The 21,752-nt window shown below is 60.8% G+C and carries 21 protein-coding genes; 14 read left to right on the top strand and 7 right to left on the bottom strand.

Annotated features, from left to right (window positions below):
* Positions 1 to 53 precede the first annotated feature (53 nt).
* The 11 genes from rsfS to ACKJSM_RS09490 all read left to right on the top strand — a co-directional run bounded on the left by rsfS (position 54) and on the right by ACKJSM_RS09490 (position 10,594).
* Positions 54 to 548 carry a ribosome silencing factor gene (gene rsfS, locus ACKJSM_RS09440; protein ID WP_007958654.1) on the top strand — a complete coding sequence of 165 codons (495 nt, stop codon included), beginning with the start codon at positions 54 to 56 and terminating at the stop codon, positions 546 to 548.
* Positions 549 to 557: 9 nt separating this feature from the next.
* Positions 558 to 1,025 carry a 23S rRNA (pseudouridine(1915)-N(3))-methyltransferase RlmH gene (rlmH, locus tag ACKJSM_RS09445; protein WP_009051038.1) on the top strand — a complete coding sequence of 156 codons (468 nt, stop codon included), beginning with the start codon at positions 558 to 560 and terminating at the stop codon, positions 1,023 to 1,025.
* 9 nt (positions 1,026 to 1,034) lie between these two features.
* The gene (mrdA, locus tag ACKJSM_RS09450) at positions 1,035 to 2,930 is read left to right on the top strand and encodes a penicillin-binding protein 2 (RefSeq protein WP_236180257.1); all 1,896 of its coding nucleotides are present in this window, start codon (positions 1,035 to 1,037) and stop codon (positions 2,928 to 2,930) included.
* Between the two features lie 31 nt (positions 2,931 to 2,961).
* Positions 2,962 to 4,065, top strand: a complete 1,104-nt coding sequence (gene rodA / locus ACKJSM_RS09455; protein WP_410237369.1) for a rod shape-determining protein RodA — start codon at positions 2,962 to 2,964, stop codon at positions 4,063 to 4,065.
* Between the two features lie 17 nt (positions 4,066 to 4,082).
* Positions 4,083 to 5,093, top strand: a complete 1,011-nt coding sequence (mltB, locus tag ACKJSM_RS09460; protein WP_007958658.1) for a lytic murein transglycosylase B — start codon at positions 4,083 to 4,085, stop codon at positions 5,091 to 5,093.
* Complete coding sequence (locus ACKJSM_RS09465) at positions 5,093 to 6,100, top strand: septal ring lytic transglycosylase RlpA family protein (protein WP_236180259.1); 1,008 nt, start codon at positions 5,093 to 5,095, stop codon at positions 6,098 to 6,100. The genes mltB and ACKJSM_RS09465 overlap by 1 nt, the downstream gene beginning before the upstream one ends.
* 184 nt (positions 6,101 to 6,284) lie before the next feature.
* Complete coding sequence (locus tag ACKJSM_RS09470) at positions 6,285 to 7,442, top strand: D-alanyl-D-alanine carboxypeptidase family protein (protein WP_236180260.1); 1,158 nt, start codon at positions 6,285 to 6,287, stop codon at positions 7,440 to 7,442.
* 84 nt (positions 7,443 to 7,526) lie between these two features.
* On the top strand, positions 7,527 to 7,802 hold the full coding sequence (locus ACKJSM_RS09475) for a DUF493 domain-containing protein (protein WP_410237284.1): 276 nt from the start codon (positions 7,527 to 7,529) through the stop codon (positions 7,800 to 7,802).
* Positions 7,802 to 8,449, top strand: a complete 648-nt coding sequence (gene lipB, locus ACKJSM_RS09480; protein WP_039771855.1) for a lipoyl(octanoyl) transferase LipB — start codon at positions 7,802 to 7,804, stop codon at positions 8,447 to 8,449. The genes ACKJSM_RS09475 and lipB overlap by 1 nt, the downstream gene beginning before the upstream one ends.
* 25 nt (positions 8,450 to 8,474) lie before the next feature.
* On the top strand, positions 8,475 to 9,473 hold the full coding sequence (lipA, locus tag ACKJSM_RS09485; RefSeq protein WP_162130488.1) for a lipoyl synthase: 999 nt from the start codon (positions 8,475 to 8,477) through the stop codon (positions 9,471 to 9,473).
* Between the two features lie 173 nt (positions 9,474 to 9,646).
* Positions 9,647 to 10,594 (top strand): LD-carboxypeptidase, encoded by a 948-nt coding sequence (locus ACKJSM_RS09490; protein ID WP_410237285.1) that lies wholly within the window; start codon positions 9,647 to 9,649, stop codon positions 10,592 to 10,594.
* Between the two features lie 51 nt (positions 10,595 to 10,645).
* Here the strand turns inward: ACKJSM_RS09490 and ACKJSM_RS09495 are convergent, their stop codons facing one another.
* Positions 10,646 to 11,968, bottom strand: coding sequence for a lytic murein transglycosylase (locus tag ACKJSM_RS09495; protein WP_410237286.1), 1,323 nt, complete (start codon positions 11,966 to 11,968; stop codon positions 10,646 to 10,648).
* 226 nt (positions 11,969 to 12,194) lie between these two features.
* Entirely contained in the window at positions 12,195 to 12,347 is a 153-nt protein-coding gene (gene arfA, locus ACKJSM_RS09500) for an alternative ribosome rescue factor ArfA (RefSeq protein WP_410237287.1), read from the bottom strand.
* A gap of 170 nt (positions 12,348 to 12,517) precedes the next feature.
* Here arfA and ACKJSM_RS09505 point away from each other — a divergent pair, with 170 nt between their 5' ends.
* On the top strand, positions 12,518 to 13,423 hold the full coding sequence (locus tag ACKJSM_RS09505; protein WP_410237288.1) for a hypothetical protein: 906 nt from the start codon (positions 12,518 to 12,520) through the stop codon (positions 13,421 to 13,423).
* Positions 13,424 to 13,460: 37 nt separating this feature from the next.
* Here the strand turns inward: ACKJSM_RS09505 and holA are convergent, their stop codons facing one another.
* The 3 genes from holA to leuS form a co-directional block, all read right to left on the bottom strand.
* On the bottom strand, positions 13,461 to 14,498 hold the full coding sequence (gene holA / locus ACKJSM_RS09510; RefSeq protein ID WP_410237289.1) for a DNA polymerase III subunit delta: 1,038 nt from the start codon (positions 14,496 to 14,498) through the stop codon (positions 13,461 to 13,463).
* A gap of 39 nt (positions 14,499 to 14,537) precedes the next feature.
* Positions 14,538 to 15,143, bottom strand: a complete 606-nt coding sequence (lptE, locus tag ACKJSM_RS09515; RefSeq protein ID WP_410237290.1) for an LPS assembly lipoprotein LptE — start codon at positions 15,141 to 15,143, stop codon at positions 14,538 to 14,540.
* Positions 15,144 to 15,230: 87 nt separating this feature from the next.
* Entirely contained in the window at positions 15,231 to 17,837 is a 2,607-nt protein-coding gene (gene leuS, locus ACKJSM_RS09520; RefSeq protein ID WP_236180270.1) for a leucine--tRNA ligase, read from the bottom strand.
* A gap of 254 nt (positions 17,838 to 18,091) precedes the next feature.
* Between leuS and ACKJSM_RS09525 the strand changes: the two genes are divergently transcribed.
* Complete coding sequence (locus ACKJSM_RS09525; protein ID WP_236180272.1) at positions 18,092 to 18,415, top strand: hypothetical protein; 324 nt, start codon at positions 18,092 to 18,094, stop codon at positions 18,413 to 18,415.
* 105 nt (positions 18,416 to 18,520) lie between these two features.
* Positions 18,521 to 19,300 carry a YdcF family protein gene (locus tag ACKJSM_RS09530; RefSeq protein WP_410237291.1) on the top strand — a complete coding sequence of 260 codons (780 nt, stop codon included), beginning with the start codon at positions 18,521 to 18,523 and terminating at the stop codon, positions 19,298 to 19,300.
* A gap of 73 nt (positions 19,301 to 19,373) precedes the next feature.
* Here ACKJSM_RS09530 and lnt read toward each other — a convergent pair whose 3' ends face one another.
* Positions 19,374 to 20,897, bottom strand: coding sequence for an apolipoprotein N-acyltransferase (gene lnt / locus ACKJSM_RS09535; RefSeq protein WP_410237292.1), 1,524 nt, complete (start codon positions 20,895 to 20,897; stop codon positions 19,374 to 19,376).
* A gap of 15 nt (positions 20,898 to 20,912) precedes the next feature.
* A complete protein-coding gene (locus tag ACKJSM_RS09540; RefSeq protein ID WP_007909641.1) occupies positions 20,913 to 21,752 on the bottom strand; it encodes an HlyC/CorC family transporter in 840 nt (279 codons plus the stop codon).

Here is a 21,752-nt window from a genome sequence, read left to right on the forward strand (position 1 = left end):
TACGAACCCACGTGTCGCCAAGCCGCCGAATATATGAGCAAAACGAGTTTTATATGACTGACAAAGACCAAACCAAAGTAAAGCGCAAAGGCACATTCAAGAGCGCCCCGCTGCCAGAGCCAGTCAACACCAACGAACCGCTGAAGGGCGACGAACTGGTCAAGGTGGCCGTTGCCGCCCTGGAAGACGTCAAGGCCCAGGACATCCAGATCATTGATGTGCGCGACAAGCAGAGCATCACCGACTACATGATCATCGCCACCGGTACGTCCAACCGCCAGATCAACGCGATGCTGGACAAGGTTCGCGAAGAGGTCAAAAAGAACGGCGCCAAGCCGCTGGGCGAAGAAGGCAAGGGCGACAGCGACTGGGTCCTGCTGGACCTGGACCTGGTGATCGTGCACATGATGACCGCCTCGGCCCGTCAGTTCTACGACCTGGAGCGCCTGTGGGCCGGTGCCGAGCAAAGCCGTGCGGCGGACGCCAAGCACCACAGCCCGGAAAACACCCACGAGCATTTCACCAAGCTCAACAAAGACCAGCTGTAAGGGATTGCTGTGCGACTGCGCCTGATCGCCGTCGGTTCACGCATGCCCAAGTGGGTGGAAGAGGGCTGGCATGAATATGCCAAGCGTCTTCCGTCCGAGCTGGCACTGGAACTGGTGGAAATTCCGCTCAATACCCGTGGCAAGAACGCCGACGTGGCCCGCTTCATCCGTCAGGAAGGCGAAGCCATGCTGGCCAAGGTCGGGCAGAACGAGCGGATCGTCACTCTCGAAGTTCATGGCAAGCCGTGGAGTACCGAGCAACTGGCGGTCGAACTCGATCGCTGGCGCCTGGACTCGCGCACGGTCAACTTCATGGTCGGTGGCCCGGAAGGGCTGGCGCCGGAAGTCTGTGCCCGGGCGGATCAGCGCTGGTCGTTGTCGCCGCTGACGCTGCCGCACCCGCTGGTGCGCATCCTCATCGGCGAACAGTTGTATCGTGCCTGGACCGTGCTGTCCGGTCACCCTTACCACAAGTAATCCGCCCTCATGTCTCAGCCGATCCGCATCAAGGACCACGAAAAAGACGCCCGTCTGGTGCGTGGTCGCGTCGTGTTCGGCGCAATTGCGGTGGTGGCGCTGATCTGCGTACTGATCGCACGGCTGTATTACCTGCAGGTGATTCAGTACGAGTACCACTCGACCCTGTCGGAAAACAATCGGGTTCACGTCCAGCCGATCCCGCCGACCCGTGGTCTGATTTTCGACCGCAATGGCGTGGTGGTGGCGGACAACCGTCCGAGCTTCAGCCTGAGCATGACCCGCGAGCGCTCCGGCGACTGGCAGCAGGTGCTCGACGTGATCGTCGAGGTGCTGGAGCTGACGCCGGAAGACCGGGTGATTTTCGAGAAGCGCATGCGCCAGGGGCGCCGGCCGTTCGAGCCGGTGCCAATCCTGTTCGAGCTGACCGAAGAGCAGATCGCCCGGATCGCGGTGAACCAGTTCCGTCTGCCGGGCGTCGAGGTGGTCGCGCAACTGGTGCGTCATTACCCGCAGGGCGCGCATTTTGCGCACTCGGTGGGTTACATGGGGCGGATCAACGAAAAAGAGCTGAAGACCCTCGATCCGGTGAACTACAGCGGCACTCACCACATCGGCAAGACCGGCATCGAGCGCTTTTACGAATCCGAGCTGCACGGCCAGGTGGGTTACGAAGAGGTCGAGACCAACGCCCGGGGCCGCGTCCTGCGCGTGCTCAAGCGTACCGATCCGGTGCCGGGCAAGGACATTGTCCTGAGCCTCGACATCAAATTGCAGGAAGCCGCCGAGGCTGCGCTGGGCGGTCGGCGTGGTGCGGTCGTGGCGCTCGATCCGAAAACCGGCGAAGTGCTGGCGATGGTCAGCCAGCCGAGCTTCGACCCGAACCTGTTCGTCACCGGCATCAGCTTCAAGGCTTACGCCGAGCTGCGCGATTCGATCGACCGCCCACTGTTCAACCGCGTGCTGCGCGGCCTGTACCCGCCGGGTTCGACGATCAAGCCAGCGGTGGCCATTGCCGGTCTCGATGCGGGCGTGGTGACGGCATCGAGCCGGGTGTTCGACCCCGGTTACTACATGCTGCCCAACTACGATCACAAATACCGCAACTGGAACCGCACCGGGGACGGCTTCGTCGACCTCGACACGGCGATCATGCGGTCCAATGACACCTACTTCTATGACCTGGCGCACAAGCTGGGCATCGACCGGTTGTCGGCCTACATGAACAAGTTCGGTATCGGCCAGAAGGTCTCGCTGGACATGTTCGAAGAATCTCCCGGCCTGATGCCGTCCCGCGAGTGGAAACGCGCGACCCGGCGCCAGGCGTGGTTCCCCGGCGAAACCCTGATTCTCGGGATCGGCCAGGGCTACATGCAATCGACCCCGCTGCAACTGGCCCAGGCCACGGCGCTGGTGGCCAACAAGGGCGTGTGGAACCGCCCGCACCTGGCCAGGACCATCGAGGGCGAGAAACCCAAGGATGAAAACCCGATGCCGGACATCATCCTTCGCGATCCGTCGGACTGGAACAAGGTCAACCACGGCATGCAGCAGGTGATGCACGGTGCCCGAGGCACGGCGCGCAAGGCTGCGATCGGCGCGCAATACCGGATCGCCGGCAAGTCGGGTACGGCGCAGGTTGTGGCGATCAAGCAAGGCGAGAAGTACGACCGCTCCAAGGTTCAGGAACGCCACCGCGACCACGCCTTGTTCGTCGGCTTTGCTCCGGCGGATGACCCGAAAATCGTGGTGTCGGTGATGGTCGAGAACGGTGAGTCCGGTTCCGGCGTTGCGGCGCCGGTGGTGCGCCAGGTCATGGATGCCTGGCTGCTGGATCAGGACGGACGGTTGAAGGCCGAATACGCCAGCCCTATCAGTGCGGAGGCTACGGCCCGTGATGAATAATTTCGATCGCATGCTCTCCAGCGAGGATGTGATGCGTCGCCGGGCGACGCTGCTGCAACGTTTGCATATCGACGGCCCGTTGCTGGTGCTGCTGTTGATCCTGGCCGCCGGCAGCCTGTTCGTGCTGTATTCGGCCAGCGGCAAGAGCTGGGATCTGCTGGCCAAACAGGCCACGTCGTTCGGCATCGGTCTGGTGTCGATGATCATCATTGCCCAGTTCGAGCCGCGGTTCATGGCGCGCTGGGTGCCGCTCGGGTATGTGATCGGGGTGGTGCTGCTGCTGGTGGTGGACATCATGGGCCACAACGCCATGGGCGCGACCCGCTGGATCAACATCCCCGGGGTGATCCGCTTCCAGCCCTCGGAATTCATGAAGATCCTGATGCCGGCGACCATCGCCTGGTACCTGTCCAAGCGCACGCTGCCGCCGCAGCTCAAGCATGTGGGCATCAGCCTGCTGTTGATCGGTGTGCCATTCATTCTGATCGTGCGCCAGCCTGACCTCGGCACTTCGCTGCTGATTCTGGCCGGCGGCGCCTTCGTGCTGTTCATGGGCGGGCTGCGCTGGCGCTGGATTCTCAGCGTGCTGGCGGCGGCTGTGCCAGTGTCGGTGGCGATGTGGTTTTTCGTCATGCATGACTACCAGAAGCAGCGGGTATTGACCTTCCTCGACCCGGAAAGCGATCCGCTGGGCACCGGCTGGAACATTATTCAGTCGAAAGCCGCCATCGGTTCTGGCGGCGTGTTCGGCAAGGGCTGGCTGTTGGGCACCCAGTCGCACCTGGACTTCCTGCCGGAAAGCCACACCGACTTCATCATCGCCGTGCTGGGCGAAGAGTTCGGGCTGGTGGGCATCTGCGCGCTGTTGCTGATCTATCTGTTGCTGATCGGCCGTGGTCTGGTGATTACCGCCCAGGCCCAGACGCTGTTCGGTAAATTGCTCGCTGGCGCCCTGACCATGACGTTTTTTGTTTACGTTTTCGTCAACATCGGTATGGTCAGTGGCCTGTTGCCGGTGGTGGGGGTGCCGTTGCCGTTCATTAGCTACGGCGGAACTTCGCTGGTGACGCTGCTGTCAGCGTTTGGGGTTTTGATGTCGATCCATACCCATCGCAAGTGGATCGCACAGGTTTGAATAAGGTGAAGAGTTCAATGCAAGTAATGCGTGACTGGGCGACACGATACGCACCGTGGCTCGGCCTGGTAGGCATCCTTGGCAGCGCGCAGGAAGCGTTGGCCGGCGATTACGAAGGCTCGCCCCAGGTGGCCGAATTCGTCGGTGAAATGACCCGCGACTACGGTTTCGCCGGCGAACAGCTGATGGCCGTGTTCCGCGAGGCCCAGCGCAAACAGGCGATTCTCGACGCCATTTCCAAACCCGCCGAGCGGGTCAAACAGTGGAAAGAATACCGGCCGATGTTCATCACTGACGCGCGCATCGCCCGCGGTGTGGACTTCTGGCGTCAGCACGAGGCCACCCTGGCTCGCGCCGAGCAGGAATACGGCGTTCCGGCCCAGGTGATCGTGTCGATCATTGGCGTTGAGACCTTTTTTGGACGCAATACCGGCAATTACCGGGTGATCGATGCCTTGTCCACGCTGGGTTTCGACTATCCTCCCCGTGCCGAATTTTTCCGCAAGGAACTGCGTGAGTTCCTGCTGTTGGCGCGCGAAGAGCAGGTCGACCCGCTGACCCTCAAGGGTTCCTACGCCGGGGCGATGGGTTTGCCGCAGTTCATGCCGAGCAGCTTTCGCGCCTACGCGGTGGATTTCGACGGCGACGGCCACATCAATATCTGGAACAACCCGGATGATGCGATCGGCAGCGTCGCCAGCTATTTCAAACGTCACGGCTGGGTTGCCGGCGAGCCGGTGGTCAGTCGCGCGGATGTCCGTGGCGAGCAGGTGGATGAAGGTCTGACCACCGGCATCGAACCGACGAAAACCGTCGGGGAGTTGCGAGCGCTGGGCTGGTCGAGTCATGATGCGCTGCGCGATGACATGCCGGTCACCGCATTCCGCCTGGAAGGCGACAACGGCCCGGAATACTGGATGGGCCTGAAGAATTTCTACGCGATCACGCGTTATAACCGCAGCGTGATGTACGCCATGGCCGTACATCAACTGTCTGAACAGCTGGTACAAGCACGGGGCGTCAAGTAATGCGGGCATTGCCTATCAATAAACCCCTGAAGCTGGTGGCCTTTGCTGCATTGGCGGTACTGGTCGCCAGTTGTTCGACCAGTCGTTCGCCAAGTCAGAAGCCGACCACCGCCGTACGTTCGCAGCCGGGCCTGGACATCAACCGGGCCCACAAGGACGGCGCGCCGTGGTGGGATGTCGATGTATCGCGTATCCCGGATGCCACGCCGACCCTGCACACCGGCCCGTACAAGGCCAACCCGTACACCGTGCTGGGCAAGACCTACTTCCCGCTGCAGGAATCCAAGACTTACGTGGCCTCTGGCACCGCGTCCTGGTACGGCACCAAGTTCCACGGTCAGAACACCGCCAACGGCGAGGTCTACGACCTGTACGGCATGAGTGCCGCCCACAAGACATTACCGCTGCCGAGTTATGTTCGGGTGACCAATCTGGACAACAACAAGAGCGTGATCCTGCGGGTCAATGACCGCGGACCGTTCTACTCGGACCGGATCATCGACCTGTCCTACGCCGCCGCGAAAAAACTCGGTTATGCCGAAATCGGCACCGCGCGGGTCAAGGTCGAAGGCATCGACCCGCAGCAATGGTGGGCCGCCAAGGGCCGTCCGGCGCCTTTGATGCTCAACGAGCCACAAGTCGCGCAGAATAACGCCCCGGTGATCACGGCCTCGGCCGGTACCGTCGAGCAATGGACCCCGCCGCCGCAGCAGCACGCCGCGGCTGTCGTGCCGGTTCAGCTCGATGCAAAAAAAAACGCTTCTGCACCAGCGTCTGGCCAGTATCTGCAGGTGGGCGCGTTCGCCAACCCGGACGCTGCAGAACTCCTGAGGGCGAAGCTCAGCGGGATGGTGAGCGCTCCGGTGTTCATCAGCTCGATCGTGCGCAATCAGCAGACCCTGCACCGGGTTCGCCTGGGACCGATCGGTTCGCCGGGTGAAATTGCCCAGGTGCAGAACAGCGTGCGCCTGGCCAACCTGGGTTCGCCAAGTGTAGTCACCGAATAAACGTAGGACTTGATTGACGGTTCACCAGCAATTGGGGGGTGAACCAGGTTGTTGGCTCGTCGAAGAACAAAAGCCCGGCAAGGGTGACTGGAGTGAGCAACTGAACACGCGATGGCCCGTTAGAAAGCCATCTGATTAATTTTGCCCGCAAGGGCAAGTTTCCATTAGCGATTTCGAGAGACGGATGAACATCACCACCTTTGCCAAACGCCTGTGTCTGCTAGTCCCGCTGCTCCTCTCGCCTGCCGCTTTCGCGGCCGAGATGATGCCGTCGCCACCACAACTGGCCGCCAAATCCTATGTGCTCATGGATGCCAACAGCGGCAACGTGCTGGTGGAGAACAACGGTGACCAGCGTCTGCCACCGGCCAGCCTGACCAAACTGATGACCGCGTACATTGCCACGCTGGAAATCCGTCGCGGCCAGATCGGTGAGAACGACCTGGTGACCGTCAGCGAAAACGCCTGGCGCACCGGCGGTTCGCGGATGTTCATCAAGGTCGGCTCGCAGGTCACGGTCAGCGACCTGCTGCACGGCATCATCATTCAGTCCGGTAACGACGCCAGCGTCGCGGTGGCTGAACACATCGCCGGCAGCGAAGACGCCTTCGCCGACCTGATGAACAAGACCGTCGCCGATCTGGGCATGACCAATACCCACTTCATGAACCCGACCGGTCTGCCGAACCCTGAGCACTACTCGTCGGCTCACGACATGGCGATCCTGGCTCGCGCGATCATCCACGAAGACCCGGCTCACTACGCGATCTACTCGCAGAAAGAGTTCTTCTGGAACGGCATCAAACAGCCTAACCGCAACCTGCTGCTGTGGCGCGACAAGACCGTCGACGGTCTGAAGACCGGCCACACCGACGAAGCCGGCTACTGCATGGTGTCCTCGGCCGTACGTGATGGCATGCGCCTGATCGCCGTGGTGTTCGGCACCAACAGCGAAGTGGCCCGTGCCGCCGAGACCCAGAAGCTGCTGACCTACGGTTTCCGCTTCTTCGAAACCCAGACCTTCTACCAGAAGGGCACCGAACTGGCTCAGGCTCCGGTGTGGAAAGGCACGACCAGCCAGGTCAAGGCCGGTCTGGCTCAGGATCTGACCATGACCCTGCCGAAAGGCCAGCTGAAGAAGCTCGCTGCCAGCATGACCATGAACCCGCAACTGACCGCGCCAATCGCCAAGGGCGACGTGATCGGTAAAGTCGAAGTGAAACTGGACGACAAAGTGGTGCACAGCGCCGACCTGATCGCCCTGGACGCTGTCGAGGAGGGTGGTATCTTCCGCCGCATGTGGGATAGCATCCGTCTATTCTTCTACGGCTTGTTCAACTGATTTGAGTTGACCTGCATGGCCCCGTTCCGATCCGGAGCGGGGCCTTGTTCGTTACCGGGCTTACGCTTACGAGGCCGTTACGCCATGACCGATACCGAAGTAAAGGCGCCAAAGATCGAATTCCCCCAGATTGATTATCCGGTTAAGGTGATCAGCGATACGGGCGTCGGCAACAAAGACAAGATCATCGACATCGTCAAGAAACACGCCAGAATCAACGATGAGCGTGTCGACGAGCGTCAAAGCAGCAACGGCAAGTACACCACCATCCAGTTGCACATCGTCGCGACCGACCAGGATCAGCTGTACAACATCAACAGCGAACTGCGGGCCACCGGTTTCGTGCACATGGTGCTGTGATGCCGGGCACGCTGGGCTTTCGCGAGCTTGGCCAGATGGCTTATGAGCCGGTCTGGCAGGCCATGCAGCGTTTTACCAACGAGCGTGGCACCACGGCCCCGGACGAAATCTGGCTGGTGGAACACCCGCCGGTGTTCACCCAGGGCCAGGCCGGCAAGGCCGAGCACCTGTTGCTGCCGGGGGATATTCCGGTGGTGCAGGTCGACCGCGGCGGTCAGGTGACCTACCATGGCCCCGGCCAACTGGTGGCATACCTGCTGCTGGATGTGCGCCGACTGGGTTTCGGCGTGCGCGATCTGGTCAGCCGCATGGAGCGCTGCCTGATCGAACTGCTGGCCAGCTATGGCGTGACCGCCGTCGCCAAGCCGGATGCTCCCGGCGTCTACGTCGACGGAGCGAAGATCGCTTCTCTGGGTTTGCGGATTCGCCACGGTTGTTCCTTTCATGGCCTGGCCCTGAACGTGGACATGAACCTGGAACCGTTTCGACGGATTAATCCCTGCGGCTATGCCGGGCTGGCAATGACCCAGCTGAGTGAGCACGCAGGATCGATTGAATTTGCCGAGGTAAGTGCCCGGCTGCGCGCGCAGCTCGTCAAACACCTCGACTATGCTGAGCAGACGACCCTGACGGGCGGAATCGACTGATATGACTACTGATGCAGTGCAAACCATGATCCCGACGCTCGACGTGACCGAGCGCCCGGCCCCGCGTCCCAAGGTTGAAGCCGGCGTCAAGCTGCGCGGCGCCGAGAAGGTTGCACGCATCCCGGTGAAGATCATTCCGACCACCGAACTGCCGAAGAAACCCGACTGGATCCGCGTGCGCATTCCGGTTTCTCCGGAGGTCGACCGCATCAAGAGCCTGCTGCGCAAGCACAAGCTGCACAGCGTCTGCGAAGAGGCGTCCTGCCCGAACCTGGGCGAATGCTTCTCCGGCGGCACCGCGACGTTCATGATCATGGGTGACATCTGCACCCGTCGTTGCCCGTTCTGCGACGTTGGCCATGGTCGTCCGAAACCACTGGACGTCAACGAGCCGGAAAGCCTGGCTATCGCGATCGCCGACCTGAAACTCAAGTACGTGGTGATCACCTCGGTTGACCGCGACGACCTGCGTGACGGCGGTGCCCAGCACTTTGCCGACTGCATCCGCGAAATCCGCAAACTGTCGCCGAACGTGCAGCTTGAGACCCTGGTCCCGGACTACCGTGGCCGCATGGACATTGCCCTGGAAATCACCGCGGCCGAGCCGCCGGATGTCTTCAACCACAACCTGGAAACCGTACCGCGCCTGTACAAGGCTGCGCGTCCGGGTTCGGACTACCAGTGGTCGCTGACCCTGCTGCAACGCTTCAAGCAGATGATGCCGCACATTCCGACCAAATCCGGCCTGATGCTGGGTCTGGGCGAAACCGACGACGAAGTCATCGAAGTCATGAAGCGCATGCGCGAACACGACATCGATATGCTCACCCTGGGCCAGTACCTGCAACCGTCTCGCAGCCACTTGCCGGTGCAGCGTTTCGTGCACCCGGACACCTTCGCCTGGTTCGCCGAGGAAGGTTACAAGATGGGCTTCAAGAACGTCGCCTCGGGCCCGTTGGTGCGTTCTTCGTACCATGCCGACGAGCAGGCGAAACTGGTCAAGGCCGAGCTGCTCGGTTCCTGATTCGGCGCTGAATGAGAAAATGCCCGCCGGGGTTTATCGCCCGGCGGGCATTTTTTTGCCCGGCCTACGTGCTTTACTGAATTTTCCTGCAACCTGCGGCGCGGCTGAGCCTCTTCTGTTTACCGCCGTTCCTGACTACTGTGTGAGCATGAATTCACACAGGGAGACCATGGATGACCGTTCGACCGACCCCCACCCTTTTTCCGCACAAGCCTGTGCCCGCGCTGCCGTCGGAAGGGCTGATAGGTGTCATCGCGCCAGCCGGCCCCGGCACGCTGGACACCGATAAGGCCGTTCAGTGGATGCGCGCCCGGGGTTACGGTTTGCGCGTGTTCCCTGGCGTCTACCAGAAGGAGGGTTATCTGGCTGGCAGCGACGAGGTGCGGCTCAACGATCTGCACGCGGCGTTCGCTGACAAGGAGGTCGATGCGATCATTTGCCTGCGCGGTGGTTACGGTACGCCCAGGTTGCTGGACCGCATCGATTACGACTTGCTGAGTCGCCATGCCAAGCCCTTCGTCGGTTACAGCGACATCACCGCGTTGCATCTGGCTATCAGTCGCTACGCCGGGTTCGTGACCTTTCACGGGCCGCTGTTGAATGCCGACTTGCTGGGGGACAAGGAGCCGCCGACGGTGACGTCATTCTTTGCCATGCTGCGCGGTCAGTTGAAGGCCGGCAGCGTCCTGAGTCATCCGGTGGCTTATCCGTTGACCACCGTGGAGCCCGGCATTGCCCACGGGCGTTTGCAGGGTGGCAATCTGGCGATGATCGCCGCGACCTTGGGCACGCCTTATGAAATTGATGTCGAAGGGGTGATTCTGCTCATCGAGGACATCAACGAGCCGCTGTATCGAATCGACCGTTTGCTGACCCAGATGCGACTGGCGGGCAAATTGGCCAGATTGCGCGGCGTGCTGGTCGGGGATGTGGCGGGTGTCGATATTGAGGCCTTGAACCGCTTGCTCAAGCAGACCTTTGAACCACTGCGGATTCCGGTGCTGTCGGGCTGGCGAAGCGGGCACTGCGATCCGAACCTGACGTTGCCGCTGGGAGCGCTGGTTCGGCTGGATGCGGGGAAGAAAGAGCTGATGCTCGAGCAGGATGTGGTGATTTGCTGAACGAGCCACAAAAAAAGACCGCCACCTGAAGAGGTGGCGGTCTTTGTTGGTTTATGGATTGCGCAGGCTTTCCAGCAGCTTGTGCGTCGGATAGCCATCCGCCGGCCAGCCGAATGACTGCTGCGCAGCGCGTATCGCCTTGCGCGTGTTGGCGCCGATGATTCCGTCTGCCGCACCGGCGTCGTAGTTGCGCGCGGTGAGCAGGTTTTGCAGTTCGATCCGCTCGCTACGGCTCAAAGGCAGGTCATCTTTTGGCCAGGAGCCATTGATCAGGCCGGCACCGTTGAAGCGCTCGGACAACAGGCTGACGGCCAGTGCGTAGGACGACGAGTTGTTGTACTTGAGGATCGCCCGGAAGTTATCGAGGATCAGGAACGCCGGGCCGCGGTAACCGGCCGGCAGTAGCAGGGCAGCGGACAGTTGCTCGGAACCGGCCGGCACCTGGCCGCCGTTCGGCAGGGTCACGCCCAGCTGCCGCCATTCGGCCACACTTTTACGAATCGCGCCGTCGGCCAGGGTGTAGTTGAAACCGCTCGGCAGCTGCACTTCGAAGCCCCACGGCTGGCCACGCTGCCAGCCGGAGCTTTGCAGGTAATGCGCGGTCGATGCCAGGGCGTCCGCCGGGCTGCCCCAGATGTCGCGGCGACCGTCGCCGTCGAAGTCCACGGCGTGGGTGTTGTAGGTAGTGGGAATGAACTGGGTCTGGCCCATGGCGCCAGCCCAGGAGCCGAGCATTTTCTCCGGTGTGATGTCGCCCTGTTGCAGGATCTGCAGCGCCGCGATCAGCTGCGCATGGGCAAATCCCGGACGGCGACCTTCGTAGGCCAGGGTGGCCAGCGAGTTGATCACCGACTTGCTGCCCTGAAACTGGCCGAAGTTGCTTTCCATTCCCCACACCGACACCAGCGCCTGACGATCAACGCCATAACGCTGTTCGATGCTTTGCAGGATGTCGGCGTACTGGCTGATCAGGGCCTGGCCTTTGCGTACGCGCAAGGGCGAAAGGGCACCGTCCAGGTACTCCCAGACCGGCCGGGCAAATTCCGGCTGACTGCGATCGGCGCGAATCACGCTGGCATCAAAGCTGACATTGGCGAACGCGCGGTCGAACAGGTCGGCACGAATGCCAGCGGCCAGAGCGTCCTTACGGAAGCCGGCCTGCCATTCGGCAAAGGTCTGAGTCGGTTGCAGGTCGAGGCCGTCACCGGACGGCACTACCGGCGGAATGACCGCTGGGGCTGTGGCAACGGGAACGGTTTGAAGCGGTTGAGCGTCGGCAGCGGTGGGTTTTTCCGCGCAGGCGACGAGCAGTACGAAGCTGGAGGCAGCGATCAGTTGGCGAAAAGGCCAACGACGGGAAAGACTGAGGGGCATGCACAGGTCCAGGGAATACGAATCAGGTGCAGACCTTAACATGCCTGCCAAATTAATCGGTTATCGGGTGAGAAAATCACGGATGGCTCGTCGACTAATCGATCAACCTACGCTGTTGCCGGGTGGCGTTCAACTGTCAGATCTAACAGCTGTCGCTGTATTTTTTTTGGTGTTTGAATGCAGTAGGTCGAGTGAGGATTCGACGATGTATGAGAGCAGACAACAATCAAGCGGCAAGAATGCAAGAAGCCTCCCAGCTTTTAGACTGGAAGGCTTCGCGACGGTAGCTGCCTTTTCCCTTGTTTGGTCGTTCCTGGCGACTACGGAAAAGGGGTTGGGCGACGAGGGATTTGGCTTTGTTGGTTCTCTTCTTGCTCATGAAGAATCTCCTGCAATTGAGCGGTCAGTATACGCGGTGTTCAGGAATCTGGAACTCAGGAATTGAAAGATCTCTTGTGGATTATCAGACCTGTTGTTTGACATCGCTTGGCTCTCGCGACTGACATTCAAAAATGTTGTTCAGCTCAGTAAATGAGTCGGGAGTTAATTATGAAACAAGTGATTTTGCTGGTATTCATGTCTCTTTTGTTCGCCTGCGCTAGTGCTCCTGTCGATCAAATAGCCACGCAATCAAGAACGACTACGCGCACCGGCAATGACGGAGCGGCTGTCGCGACGGCATTGAACGCACGCTATGCGCAAACGTCATCTAATTGTTTCAATAGTGAAACTGCACCCGTATTTTTATGTCGAGGTATCATAATCAGAGCAACGGTATATGGTGATTCCTATAATGTTTGGGATCCCAGTCCGGTAAATATAAGCAACGGGTTTGTTGCATTTTCTTATATGAGTACAGACTCCCGATTTCCAGCGCTTTACAATCGCGCCAATAATGGTTTTATCGTCAAGCCCATCTCACAGTTGACTGCCGGGCAGCTAAAATATAAGGCTGTATGCTTTTATGTAATCGACGGCGCGACCGATATGCGAGCGGACGGGGGGTGTGGGCAACACGCGTATCACGGTGCAATCAGTCGGTACTGCTCTTTGCAAGGCATCACGACAGCCGATCAGTTTATTGCCCATTACATGGCAAATACACCGGTGCGAGAGCAGAAACAATGCAGCTGGGATGTTCGCGATAACTCGCCTTATCAAACAGCAGCGTTATTTCGTCAGGCTTTGGCGGCCATGCCCAGAATCCCGAAGAATGGCCGCAATGATGAGAATGAACTTGTCGTAGCCGTATGGACCAGGCAGCCGGCTGCGAACATGCCCATCGAGGCTTTTTTTTATACTGACGCGGCAGGACTGATTCAAGCGAAAAAAAATCAGAGTTCTTACTACACTCAGGCTAACTCGAAAATAGTGCCAATCATCAAGTTGACCATAAATGCGACAAACTGGGCAGCGTCCTTCAGTTACAACCCCGCTGATCAAAATTATCTTTGATGGGGAGGTAGCGTTGGAGGGAAAAGTGAGGCGAGTGCTATTCGGCAGGTAGTGTCAGGCGCTGGCCCGCCATCAGCAGCGCCAACCGGCTCAGACTCATCCACGGCGAGCCGGCCGCCTGACCCTTGATCTGCGCATCGATGCGCTGGGCCTCTAGCAGCAATTGCCCCCAGCGTTGCGCCGAGTAGCGTTGCAGGGCCTTGCTCATCAGCGGTTTGCGCTTGTCCCAGACTGGCGGCTTAGCTTGGCTGAAGCACTTGTCCAGCGGCGTTCCCTGGCTGTATTGCAACGAGATGTTGGCCAGCAGGCGCAACTCCCGTGCCAGGGCCCAGAGGATCACCGGCGGCTCGACCCCTTCACCGCGCAGCCCTTCGAGCATGCGCAGGGCGTGGGCCGGTTCGCCGTTGAGCACCGCGTCGGTCAGGCCGAACACGTCGAAACGTGCACTGTCGGCCACGGCCGCCTGTACGGTTTCGACCGTGATCTGCCCGCCCTCGGCCATCAGCTTGAGCTTTTCGATCTCTTGCGCGGCGGCCAGCAGGTTGCCTTCGACCCGCGCGGCAATCAGCTCGACCGCGTCCTGGCTGGCCGACAAGCCGGCCTGGGACAGGCGCTGACGAATCCAGCTCGGCAGCTGGTTGGCATCCACCGGCCAGATCTGGATGAACTGGGTCTGCTGACCCTCGACCAGCGCCTTGCCCCACTTGGTCTTTTGCGCGCTACCGTCGAGCTTCGGCAGGCTGATCAACAGCACCGTGTCTTCAGCCGGGCGCGAGCAGTATTCGATCAGCGCGGCAGCACCTTTGTCACCGGGCTTGCCTGAAGGCAGGCGCAGTTCCAGCAGGCGCTTTTCAGCGAACAGCGACATGCTGGCGCCGGCCTGCAGCAGCGTACCCCAATCGAAATTGGCGTCGGCGGCAAAGACCTGGCGTTCGTCGAACCCTTGCTGACGGGCAGCGGTGCGAATGGCGTCGGCGGCTTCCTGACACAGCAGCGGGTCATCGCCGCTGATGATGTAGACCGGCGCAAGGGCGCCTTGCAGGTGTTTGCCGAGTTGGGCGGGAGCGAGCTTCATAAGAGAGGGCGAACGGGGCGCCTGCGCGCCCCGAACGTCTTACTGCTGCGGCAGTTCGAGCGGCGACTGACGCGGGGTTTCCGCTTCAGCCTTCTGCGCCGCTTCGAGGGCGTCGGCCTCTGCCTTGGCACGGGCGTTGGCGGTTTGCTGCAGAGCGTCCAGCTGCGCCGGCGTCAGCTGTTGCAGACGCAGCATCATGCGCTGTACCAGTTCACGGCGGGTTTCACGGCGGGCATCGTTGGCTTCCTGGTCGGAACCCACCAGGTTGTTGCCGTCGTGGATGAACACTTTCTGCACTTCAAGCTTGTCGCTTTTGAGCAGCAGGTTGTTTTCGCCACGGATGTCGTAGGTGAGCACGGTGCTCACCTGGTACTCGCCAGTACGACCGGCACCGGCGTAGCTGAGGATGCGCTGGTTTTCCTGCTCATCGGCCAGGAACAGCTTGTAAGGCGCACCGGAAACGACCTTGACGCCGCTGGCCTCCAGCACCTGACGCAGTTGCGTCACGGTTTCGCCGTAGGCGTTGCGGGCGCTCAGATCGAGCTCCTTGATCGACAGTTCGTTGGTGCCGGTACCACGCAGCTGGAAACCGCAGGCGCTCAACAGGACGGCGAGGCCCATCACCAGCAGATTGCGTTTGATCATTGTGTTGCTCCCCTTGAAACCATGTGGGCCGACTCTGTGGCCCGAAAGGTTTTACTGGGCGTCAGGCACACCTGACGCCCGATCCAATTAGCTGGCGACAATATTGACCAGTTTCCCGGGCACTACGATCACTTTGCGAATCGTCAGGCCGTCCACGAAACGCAGCACGTTTTCGTTGGCACGGGCTGCCGCTTCGATTTCTTCACGGGTGGCGGCGGCCGGCATTTCGATCTGGCCACGCAGCTTACCGTTGACCTGGATCACCAGGGTCAGGCTGTCCTGCACCAGCGCGCTTTCGTCCAGTATCGGCCAGCCGGCGTCGATCACCGGGTCAGCGTGACCCAGGCGGTTCCACAGCTCGTGGCTGATGTGCGGTGTGATCGGCGCCAGCAGCAGTGTCACGGTTTCTAGGCCTTCCTGAACCAGTGCCCGATCCTGTTCGGTCGCTTGCGCGGCTTTTTCCAGCACGTTCATCAGCGTCATCACCTGAGCGATGGCGGTGTTGAATTTGTGGTTCTGGCCGACGTCATGGCTGGCCTGTTTGATCGCCTGGTGGATCGCGCGGCGAATGACTTTCTGCTCGTCGTTCAGGCTGGCGATGTCCAGTTTGCCCGGCAGGCCCTGAATGACGTGGGCCTGAGCCAGGCGCCAGACGCGCTTGAGGAAGCGGTGCGAGCCTTCTACGCCTGAGTCGGACCATTCCGCGCTCATGTCGGGTGGCGAGGCGAACATCATGAACAGACGGCAGGTGTCGGCGCCGAACTGATCGATCATCGACTGAGGGTCGACGCCGTTGTTCTTCGACTTGGCCATCTTCTCGGTGCCGCCGATTTCCACCGGCAGGCCGTCGGCGATCAGTTTGGCGCTGATGACCTTGGCCTTGCTGTCGCGCTCGAGTTCCACGTCCGCCGGGTTGAACCAGGTGTAGGCACCGTTGGCTTCACGACGATAGTAAGTCTCGGCGACCACCATGCCTTGGGTCAGCAGGTTCTTGAACGGCTCGTTGGAGCTCACCAGGCCTTCGTCGCGCATCAGCTTGTGGAAGAAGCGCGCGTAGAGCAGGTGAAGAATGGCGTGTTCGATGCCGCCGATGTACTGATCCACCGGCAACCAGTGGTCGGCCGCGGATTTTTCCACCAGACCGCCTTCAAAGTGCGGCGAGGCGTAACGGGCGTAGTACCAGGACGACTCGACGAAAGTGTCCATGGTGTCGGTTTCACGCTTGGCAGGCTGACCGCATTTCGGGCAGGTGCACTCGTAGAACTCGGGCATGCGTGCCAGCGGCGAACCGGCGCCGTCCGGTACAACGTCTTCCGGCAGGACGACCGGCAACTGATCTTCCGGCACCGGTACGTCACCGCAGGCGTCGCAGTGGATGATCGGGATCGGGCAGCCCCAGTAGCGCTGACGGCTGATGCCCCAGTCGCGCAGGCGGAACTGGGTGCGCGAGGCACCGAGGTTTTTCTTGATCAGGGCAACTTCCATGGCGTCGAACGCGCCGGCGAAGTCCAGACCGTCGAATTCGCCGGAGTTGATCAGCGTGCCGTGCTCGCCGTAGGCGTCTTGCCACGGAGCCGGGTTGGTTTCACCGGAGCTGGTACGAACCACGGATTTGACCGGCAGGTTGTACTTGTGGGCGAACTCGAAATCGCGCTCGTCGTGAGCCGGCACAGCCATGACCGCGCCATCGCCGTAGTGCATCAGCACGTAGTTGGCGACCCACACCGGCAGTTTTTCACCGGTCAGCGGGTGCTCGACGAACAGGCCAGTCGGCAGGCCTTTCTTCTCTTGAGTGGCGACGTCGGCTTCGGCGACGCTGCCGCCCTTGCATTCGGCGATGAACGCTTGCAGCTCAGGGTTGTTCTTCGCAGCGAGAGCAGCCAGGTGGTGTTCGGCAGCCACGGCAACATAGGTTGCGCCCATCAGGGTGTCCGGACGGGTGGTGAAGACTTTCAGGGTGCCGGTTTCGCCGATCGAATCGACGTTGTACGGGAACTGCACTTCCATCCCGCGCGACTTGCCGATCCAGTTGCGCTGCATGGTCTTGACCTGCTCAGGCCAGCCGGTCAGTTCGTCGAGACTCTCCAGCAGCTCATCCGCGTAGGCGGTGATCTTGAAGTAGTACATCGGAATTTCGCGCTTTTCGATCAGCGCGCCGGAACGCCAGCCGCGACCGTCGATCACCTGTTCGTTGGCCAGAACGGTCTGGTCGATCGGGTCCCAGTTCACGGTGCCATTCTTGCGGTAGATCACGCCTTTTTCGAACAGGCGAGTGAACAGCCATTGCTCCCAGCGGTAGTAATCCGGTTTGCAAGTGGTGACTTCGCGCGACCAGTCCACCGCCAGGCCCAGGCTGCGCAGCTGGGATTTCATGTAGGCGATGTTTTCGTAGGTCCACTTGGCCGGAGCTACGTTGTTCTTCATCGCGGCGTTTTCCGCCGGCATGCCGAAGGCGTCCCAACCCATCGGTTGCAGAACGTTCTTGCCAAGCATGCGCTGGTAGCGGGAGATCACGTCGCCGATGGTGTAGTTGCGCACGTGCCCCATGTGTAGCTTGCCGCTGGGGTAAGGGAACATCGACAGGCAGTAGTAAGTCTCCTTGCCTGGCTGTTCACTGACTTCAAAGGACTTTTGCTCGTCCCAGAACGACTGGGCGGCGGCTTCGATTTCACGGGGCTGATATTGTTCGTGCATGGCTACTTTTGTACTGGATAGGGGTGGCCTAATCCTCTTCAATGCGACGTCCTGGGCATGTCGGACGAGCTGGAAGTGGAGTTACAGGAAGCGCCGTAGCATACATGACCGCGCTTGGCCTAGGGAAACCCTGATTGCAGCCGTTTGACCGGCCGGAATCGCGGCGAGGGCCGTTGGTCGCGGCGTGCAGCCGGTTTGTGCAGCGAAGCTAAGCTCTAACTGGGGAGTGAGTCTTATCTTCAATGAGGTGAGGGATGGTGGAGTCACAGCAAAAAAACGTTACCAAACCGGAGTTGTACGAGCGGTTGATCGATCGTCTGGGAATGGCCCTGGACGCGGCAAAAACCGCTGGAAGGCTGCGCGACGAGCGCCCCCTGGAACTGGAATTGCGTGGCTTGAGTCCCGCCGAGTTCAAACTGGTCAAGGCCTATCTGGATCGCAGTGAGCGTGAAACCCACGGATACCTGTCACAAGCCGTGAAACAACTCGATGCAGCCCATACGGCCAAGGTCATCTGGCTCAAGGACAAGGCGCCCGGCAGAGACACCCTCAAGGTTCGGACTCTGCAGGCCAAGTAAACGCATGGCAGGTCAAAAAGCGGATCTTTTTCAACGGGATCCGGCCCTACTGGTTGTCGCGTTGTAACAACCCACTTAGGCTTCGGGCATCTTTGGAGATGCTCGATGCCTATTCGCTATTTCATCAAACAACTTCTGTTGCCGCCTGGCCTTCTTTTATTGCTGTTGCTGACGGCCTGGTGGCTGCGTCGCTCGCGGCCACGGCTGGCCGGGCTGTGTTTTGTCCTGGGGTTTGGTGGCTTCTGGCTGATGAGTCTGCCGGTGGTCGTGCAGTGGGGCGCCAAGGCCCTGGAGCGCGAGCCGCCGCTGGCCCGGGATGCATGGACAAGCCTTGCGCAACGCGCCGATGCGATTGTGGTACTGGGCTCCGGGCGCGAGCGCGGCGATCTGGCCTGGGGCGAAGATCAGCCGACCGGCGTAGGTCTGGAGCGCCAACGTTATGCAGCGCGTCTGGCCAAGGCGTCAGGACTGCCGATTTTGACCAGCGGTGGCCTGCATTACGGCACGCCGCCGACTGAAGCCAAATTGATGGCTGATTCGTTGCGCGATGATTTCGGTGTGACGGTGCGCTGGCAGGAAGGGGAGAGCCGCACCACGTGGGAAAACGCTGCATTCAGCGCCAAAGTGCTGTTGCCGGAAGGCGTCAAGCGCATCGTACTGGTGACCCAGGCCTGGCACATGCCGCGAGCGGTGTGGAGTTATCAACAGGCTGGATTTGAAGTGGTGCCGGCGCCGGTCGGTTTCCTCGGCACGGACAATGCGCGACCGTTTGGCGGCTGGCTGCCGGAATTCAAGTCGATCTGGCAGAGCGGGCAGTTGATGAACGAGGCGGTGGGGCAGATCGGCTATTCGATGTTCTATCGAGGGAATGACAGCGCCGATTGATGCGTTGTCGTTGATGGCGCCTTCGCGAGCAAGCTCGCTCCCACAGTGGTCATCTGTGGGAGCGGGCGATTTCTCAGAGGGTCTTGGACATCCGGTTGGTCATCAGCGCCCAGCCGAACAGCACCACGCACAGGATGATCAACGGCCACGAGCGCCATTGCAGATACGGCGTCAGGTTGTGCATCGGCACCACTTCGCCGTACAGCACGCCCTGTTCGAACTGCGGGATGCGCTCGGTGATCTGCCCGAACGGGTTGATCAGCCCGGTCACGCCGTTGTTGGTCGCGCGAATCATCCAGCGTCCGGCTTCAAGTGCACGCATCTGCGCCATTTGCAGGTGCTGCAGCGGGCCGATGGAGGTACCGAACCAAGTGTCGTTGCTGATCGTCAGCAGCAGATCGCTGCGTGCCGCCAGACCAGCTGCGAACTCGGGATACACCACTTCGTAGCAGATGAACGGCGCAATCTGATATCCCTTGGCCTGCAACAGCGCCTGATCGGCAGGGCCCCGGGCGAAGTCGGACATCGGCAGGTCGAAGAACGCGATCAGCCCGCGCAGGATGTCCTGCAACGGTACGTACTCGCCGAACGGCACCAGTTTCTGTTTCAGATAAGTGCCATCGCCTTCGCCGACTACCGTGATGCCATTGAAGAAGCGTTTTTCGTGACGGACCATTTCGCGGATCGGCACGCCGGTGATCAGCGCCGATTTACGCTCGGCGGCGAAGTTGCCCATCATGTTCAGGTAGCCCTCGGCGGACTCCTTGAGCACCGGCACGGCGGTTTCCGGCCAGATCAAAAGATCCACCGGTTTGGAGCGGAAACTCAGATCGCGGTACAGCGCCAGTTGCGCATTGAGCTCGGCCGGGTCCCATTTCATGCTTTGCGCGACGTTGCCCTGAATCGCGGCAACGGTCAGAGGGGCGCCGGCCGGGCTGGTCCAGGCATGGCCCTTCAGCGCAATCCCCGCCGCCCATGGCCCGATCAGCAATACCAGACCGGCGGCGATGAAGGCTTTGCGGCGGGTTTGCAGCAGGCGCGGTGCGTTGTAGATCAGTGCAGCGGTCAGCGCGAGAACGAACGACACCAACCACATCCCGCCCACGGGCGCGAGCCCGGCCAGCGGGCCGTCGAGCTGGCTGTAACCGGAATACAGCCATGGGAAACCGGTGAGGAACCAGCCTCGGAAAGCTTCCTGACCGACCCACAACGCCGCAAACGCCAGGGCGTCGGCCACCGGCGCTTCGTTACGCCGCAACCAGCGCGCCCAGAGCCACGCGGGCAGGGCGAAGAACCAGGCAATGGCCGCCGTGAAGATCAGCATCAGGAACCCGGCCAGCAGCACCGAAGCGCCGCCGAAGTGGTGGATGCTGTAATAGATCCAGCTGGTGCCGGCGCCGAACAGGCCGAAACCGAAGCACCAGCCACGACCCAGTGCCTGACGCGGGCTCAGCTCGCGCAGGCCGGCATAGAACAGGCCGACCGCCAGCAAGGCCAGCGGCCAGAGATCGAACGGTGCGAGCGCGAAGGTGGTGATTGCACCGGCCGCCACGGCCAGCAGGTTACCGGGCCAGCCGGGGCGGGTTGTCCAGCGCATTTCAGTCCTTATTGATTACCGGGCGATTGGCGTCAGTCGCAGCAAATGAATCCGACGGCTGTCGGCGTTCAGGATGCGGAAACGATAGGCGCCGATTTCAGTGATTTCGTTGCGTTTTGGCAAGTGCCCGAATGCGCTCATCACCAGCCCGCCGACGGTGTCGAACTCGTCGTCGGAGAATTCGCTGTCGAAGAACTCGTTGAAGTTCTCGATCGGCGTCAGGGCCTTGATCAGGAAATCACCGCTGGGCAGCGGCTTGATGTAGCTGTCTTCTTCGACGTCGTGCTCGTCTTCGATGTCGCCGACGATTTGCTCCAGTACGTCTTCGATCGTCACCAGACCCGCCACACCGCCGTATTCGTCGATCACGATGGCCATGTGGTTGTGGTTGGCGCGAAATTCACGCAGCAACACGTTCAGGCGCTTGGACTCCGGCACGAAGGTGGCCGGGCGCAGCAGGTCCTTGATGTTGAAGCTGTCGCCGTTCTCCTTGAGGATCAGCGGCAGCAGGTCCTTGGCCAGCAGCACACCCATCACGTCGTCATGGCTTTCGCCGATGACCGGGTAGCGCGAGTGGGCGGAGTCGACCACGGCAGGGAGGAATTCGCGGGGTGTCTGGGTCGCCTTGATGCTGATCATCTGCGAGCGCGGCACCATGATGTCGCGAACCTGCAGGTCAGCCACCTGGATGGCGCCTTCGACGATGGCCAGCGCTTCGCTGTCCAGCAGTTTGTTCTGATGTGCATCGCGCAGCAGCTCCAGCAGCTCCTGGCGGTTCTTCGGCTCGTGGGCAAAAGCCTGGGTCAATTTACCCAGCCATGACTTTTGCCCGTTGCTCGATCGATCTTCGCTCAT

Origin of the sequence: Pseudomonas sp. PHC1 (assembly GCF_046487845.1) — a bacterium.
Lineage (GTDB): Bacteria > Pseudomonadota > Gammaproteobacteria > Pseudomonadales > Pseudomonadaceae > Aquipseudomonas > Aquipseudomonas sputi.

Excerpts from the sequence above, each read along its gene's own strand:
- ACKJSM_RS09525 (WP_236180272.1), top strand. The coding sequence starts at position 18,092 with ATGGTGGAGTCACAGCAAAAAAACGTTACCAAACCGGAGTTGTACGAG.
- ACKJSM_RS09475 (WP_410237284.1), top strand. The coding sequence starts at position 7,527 with ATGACCGATACCGAAGTAAAGGCGCCAAAGATCGAATTCCCCCAGATT.
- ACKJSM_RS09530 (WP_410237291.1), top strand. The coding sequence starts at position 18,521 with ATGCCTATTCGCTATTTCATCAAACAACTTCTGTTGCCGCCTGGCCTT.
- mltB (WP_007958658.1), top strand. The coding sequence starts at position 4,083 with ATGCAAGTAATGCGTGACTGGGCGACACGATACGCACCGTGGCTCGGC.
- ACKJSM_RS09470 (WP_236180260.1), top strand. The coding sequence starts at position 6,285 with ATGAACATCACCACCTTTGCCAAACGCCTGTGTCTGCTAGTCCCGCTG.
- rodA (WP_410237369.1), top strand. The coding sequence starts at position 2,962 with ATGCGTCGCCGGGCGACGCTGCTGCAACGTTTGCATATCGACGGCCCG.
- mrdA (WP_236180257.1), top strand. The coding sequence starts at position 1,035 with ATGTCTCAGCCGATCCGCATCAAGGACCACGAAAAAGACGCCCGTCTG.
- ACKJSM_RS09490 (WP_410237285.1), top strand. The coding sequence starts at position 9,647 with ATGACCGTTCGACCGACCCCCACCCTTTTTCCGCACAAGCCTGTGCCC.
- lipA (WP_162130488.1), top strand. The coding sequence starts at position 8,475 with ATGATCCCGACGCTCGACGTGACCGAGCGCCCGGCCCCGCGTCCCAAG.
- lnt (WP_410237292.1), bottom strand. The coding sequence starts at position 20,897 with ATGCGCTGGACAACCCGCCCCGGCTGGCCCGGTAACCTGCTGGCCGTG.
- ACKJSM_RS09505 (WP_410237288.1), top strand. The coding sequence starts at position 12,518 with ATGAAACAAGTGATTTTGCTGGTATTCATGTCTCTTTTGTTCGCCTGC.
- ACKJSM_RS09465 (WP_236180259.1), top strand. The coding sequence starts at position 5,093 with ATGCGGGCATTGCCTATCAATAAACCCCTGAAGCTGGTGGCCTTTGCT.
- lptE (WP_410237290.1), bottom strand. The coding sequence starts at position 15,143 with ATGATCAAACGCAATCTGCTGGTGATGGGCCTCGCCGTCCTGTTGAGC.
- lipB (WP_039771855.1), top strand. The coding sequence starts at position 7,802 with ATGCCGGGCACGCTGGGCTTTCGCGAGCTTGGCCAGATGGCTTATGAG.
- holA (WP_410237289.1), bottom strand. The coding sequence starts at position 14,498 with ATGAAGCTCGCTCCCGCCCAACTCGGCAAACACCTGCAAGGCGCCCTT.
- leuS (WP_236180270.1), bottom strand. The coding sequence starts at position 17,837 with ATGCACGAACAATATCAGCCCCGTGAAATCGAAGCCGCCGCCCAGTCG.
- rsfS (WP_007958654.1), top strand. The coding sequence starts at position 54 with ATGACTGACAAAGACCAAACCAAAGTAAAGCGCAAAGGCACATTCAAG.
- ACKJSM_RS09540 (WP_007909641.1), bottom strand. The coding sequence starts at position 21,752 with ATGAGCGAAGATCGATCGAGCAACGGGCAAAAGTCATGGCTGGGTAAA.
- ACKJSM_RS09495 (WP_410237286.1), bottom strand. The coding sequence starts at position 11,968 with ATGCCCCTCAGTCTTTCCCGTCGTTGGCCTTTTCGCCAACTGATCGCT.
- arfA (WP_410237287.1), bottom strand. The coding sequence starts at position 12,347 with ATGAGCAAGAAGAGAACCAACAAAGCCAAATCCCTCGTCGCCCAACCC.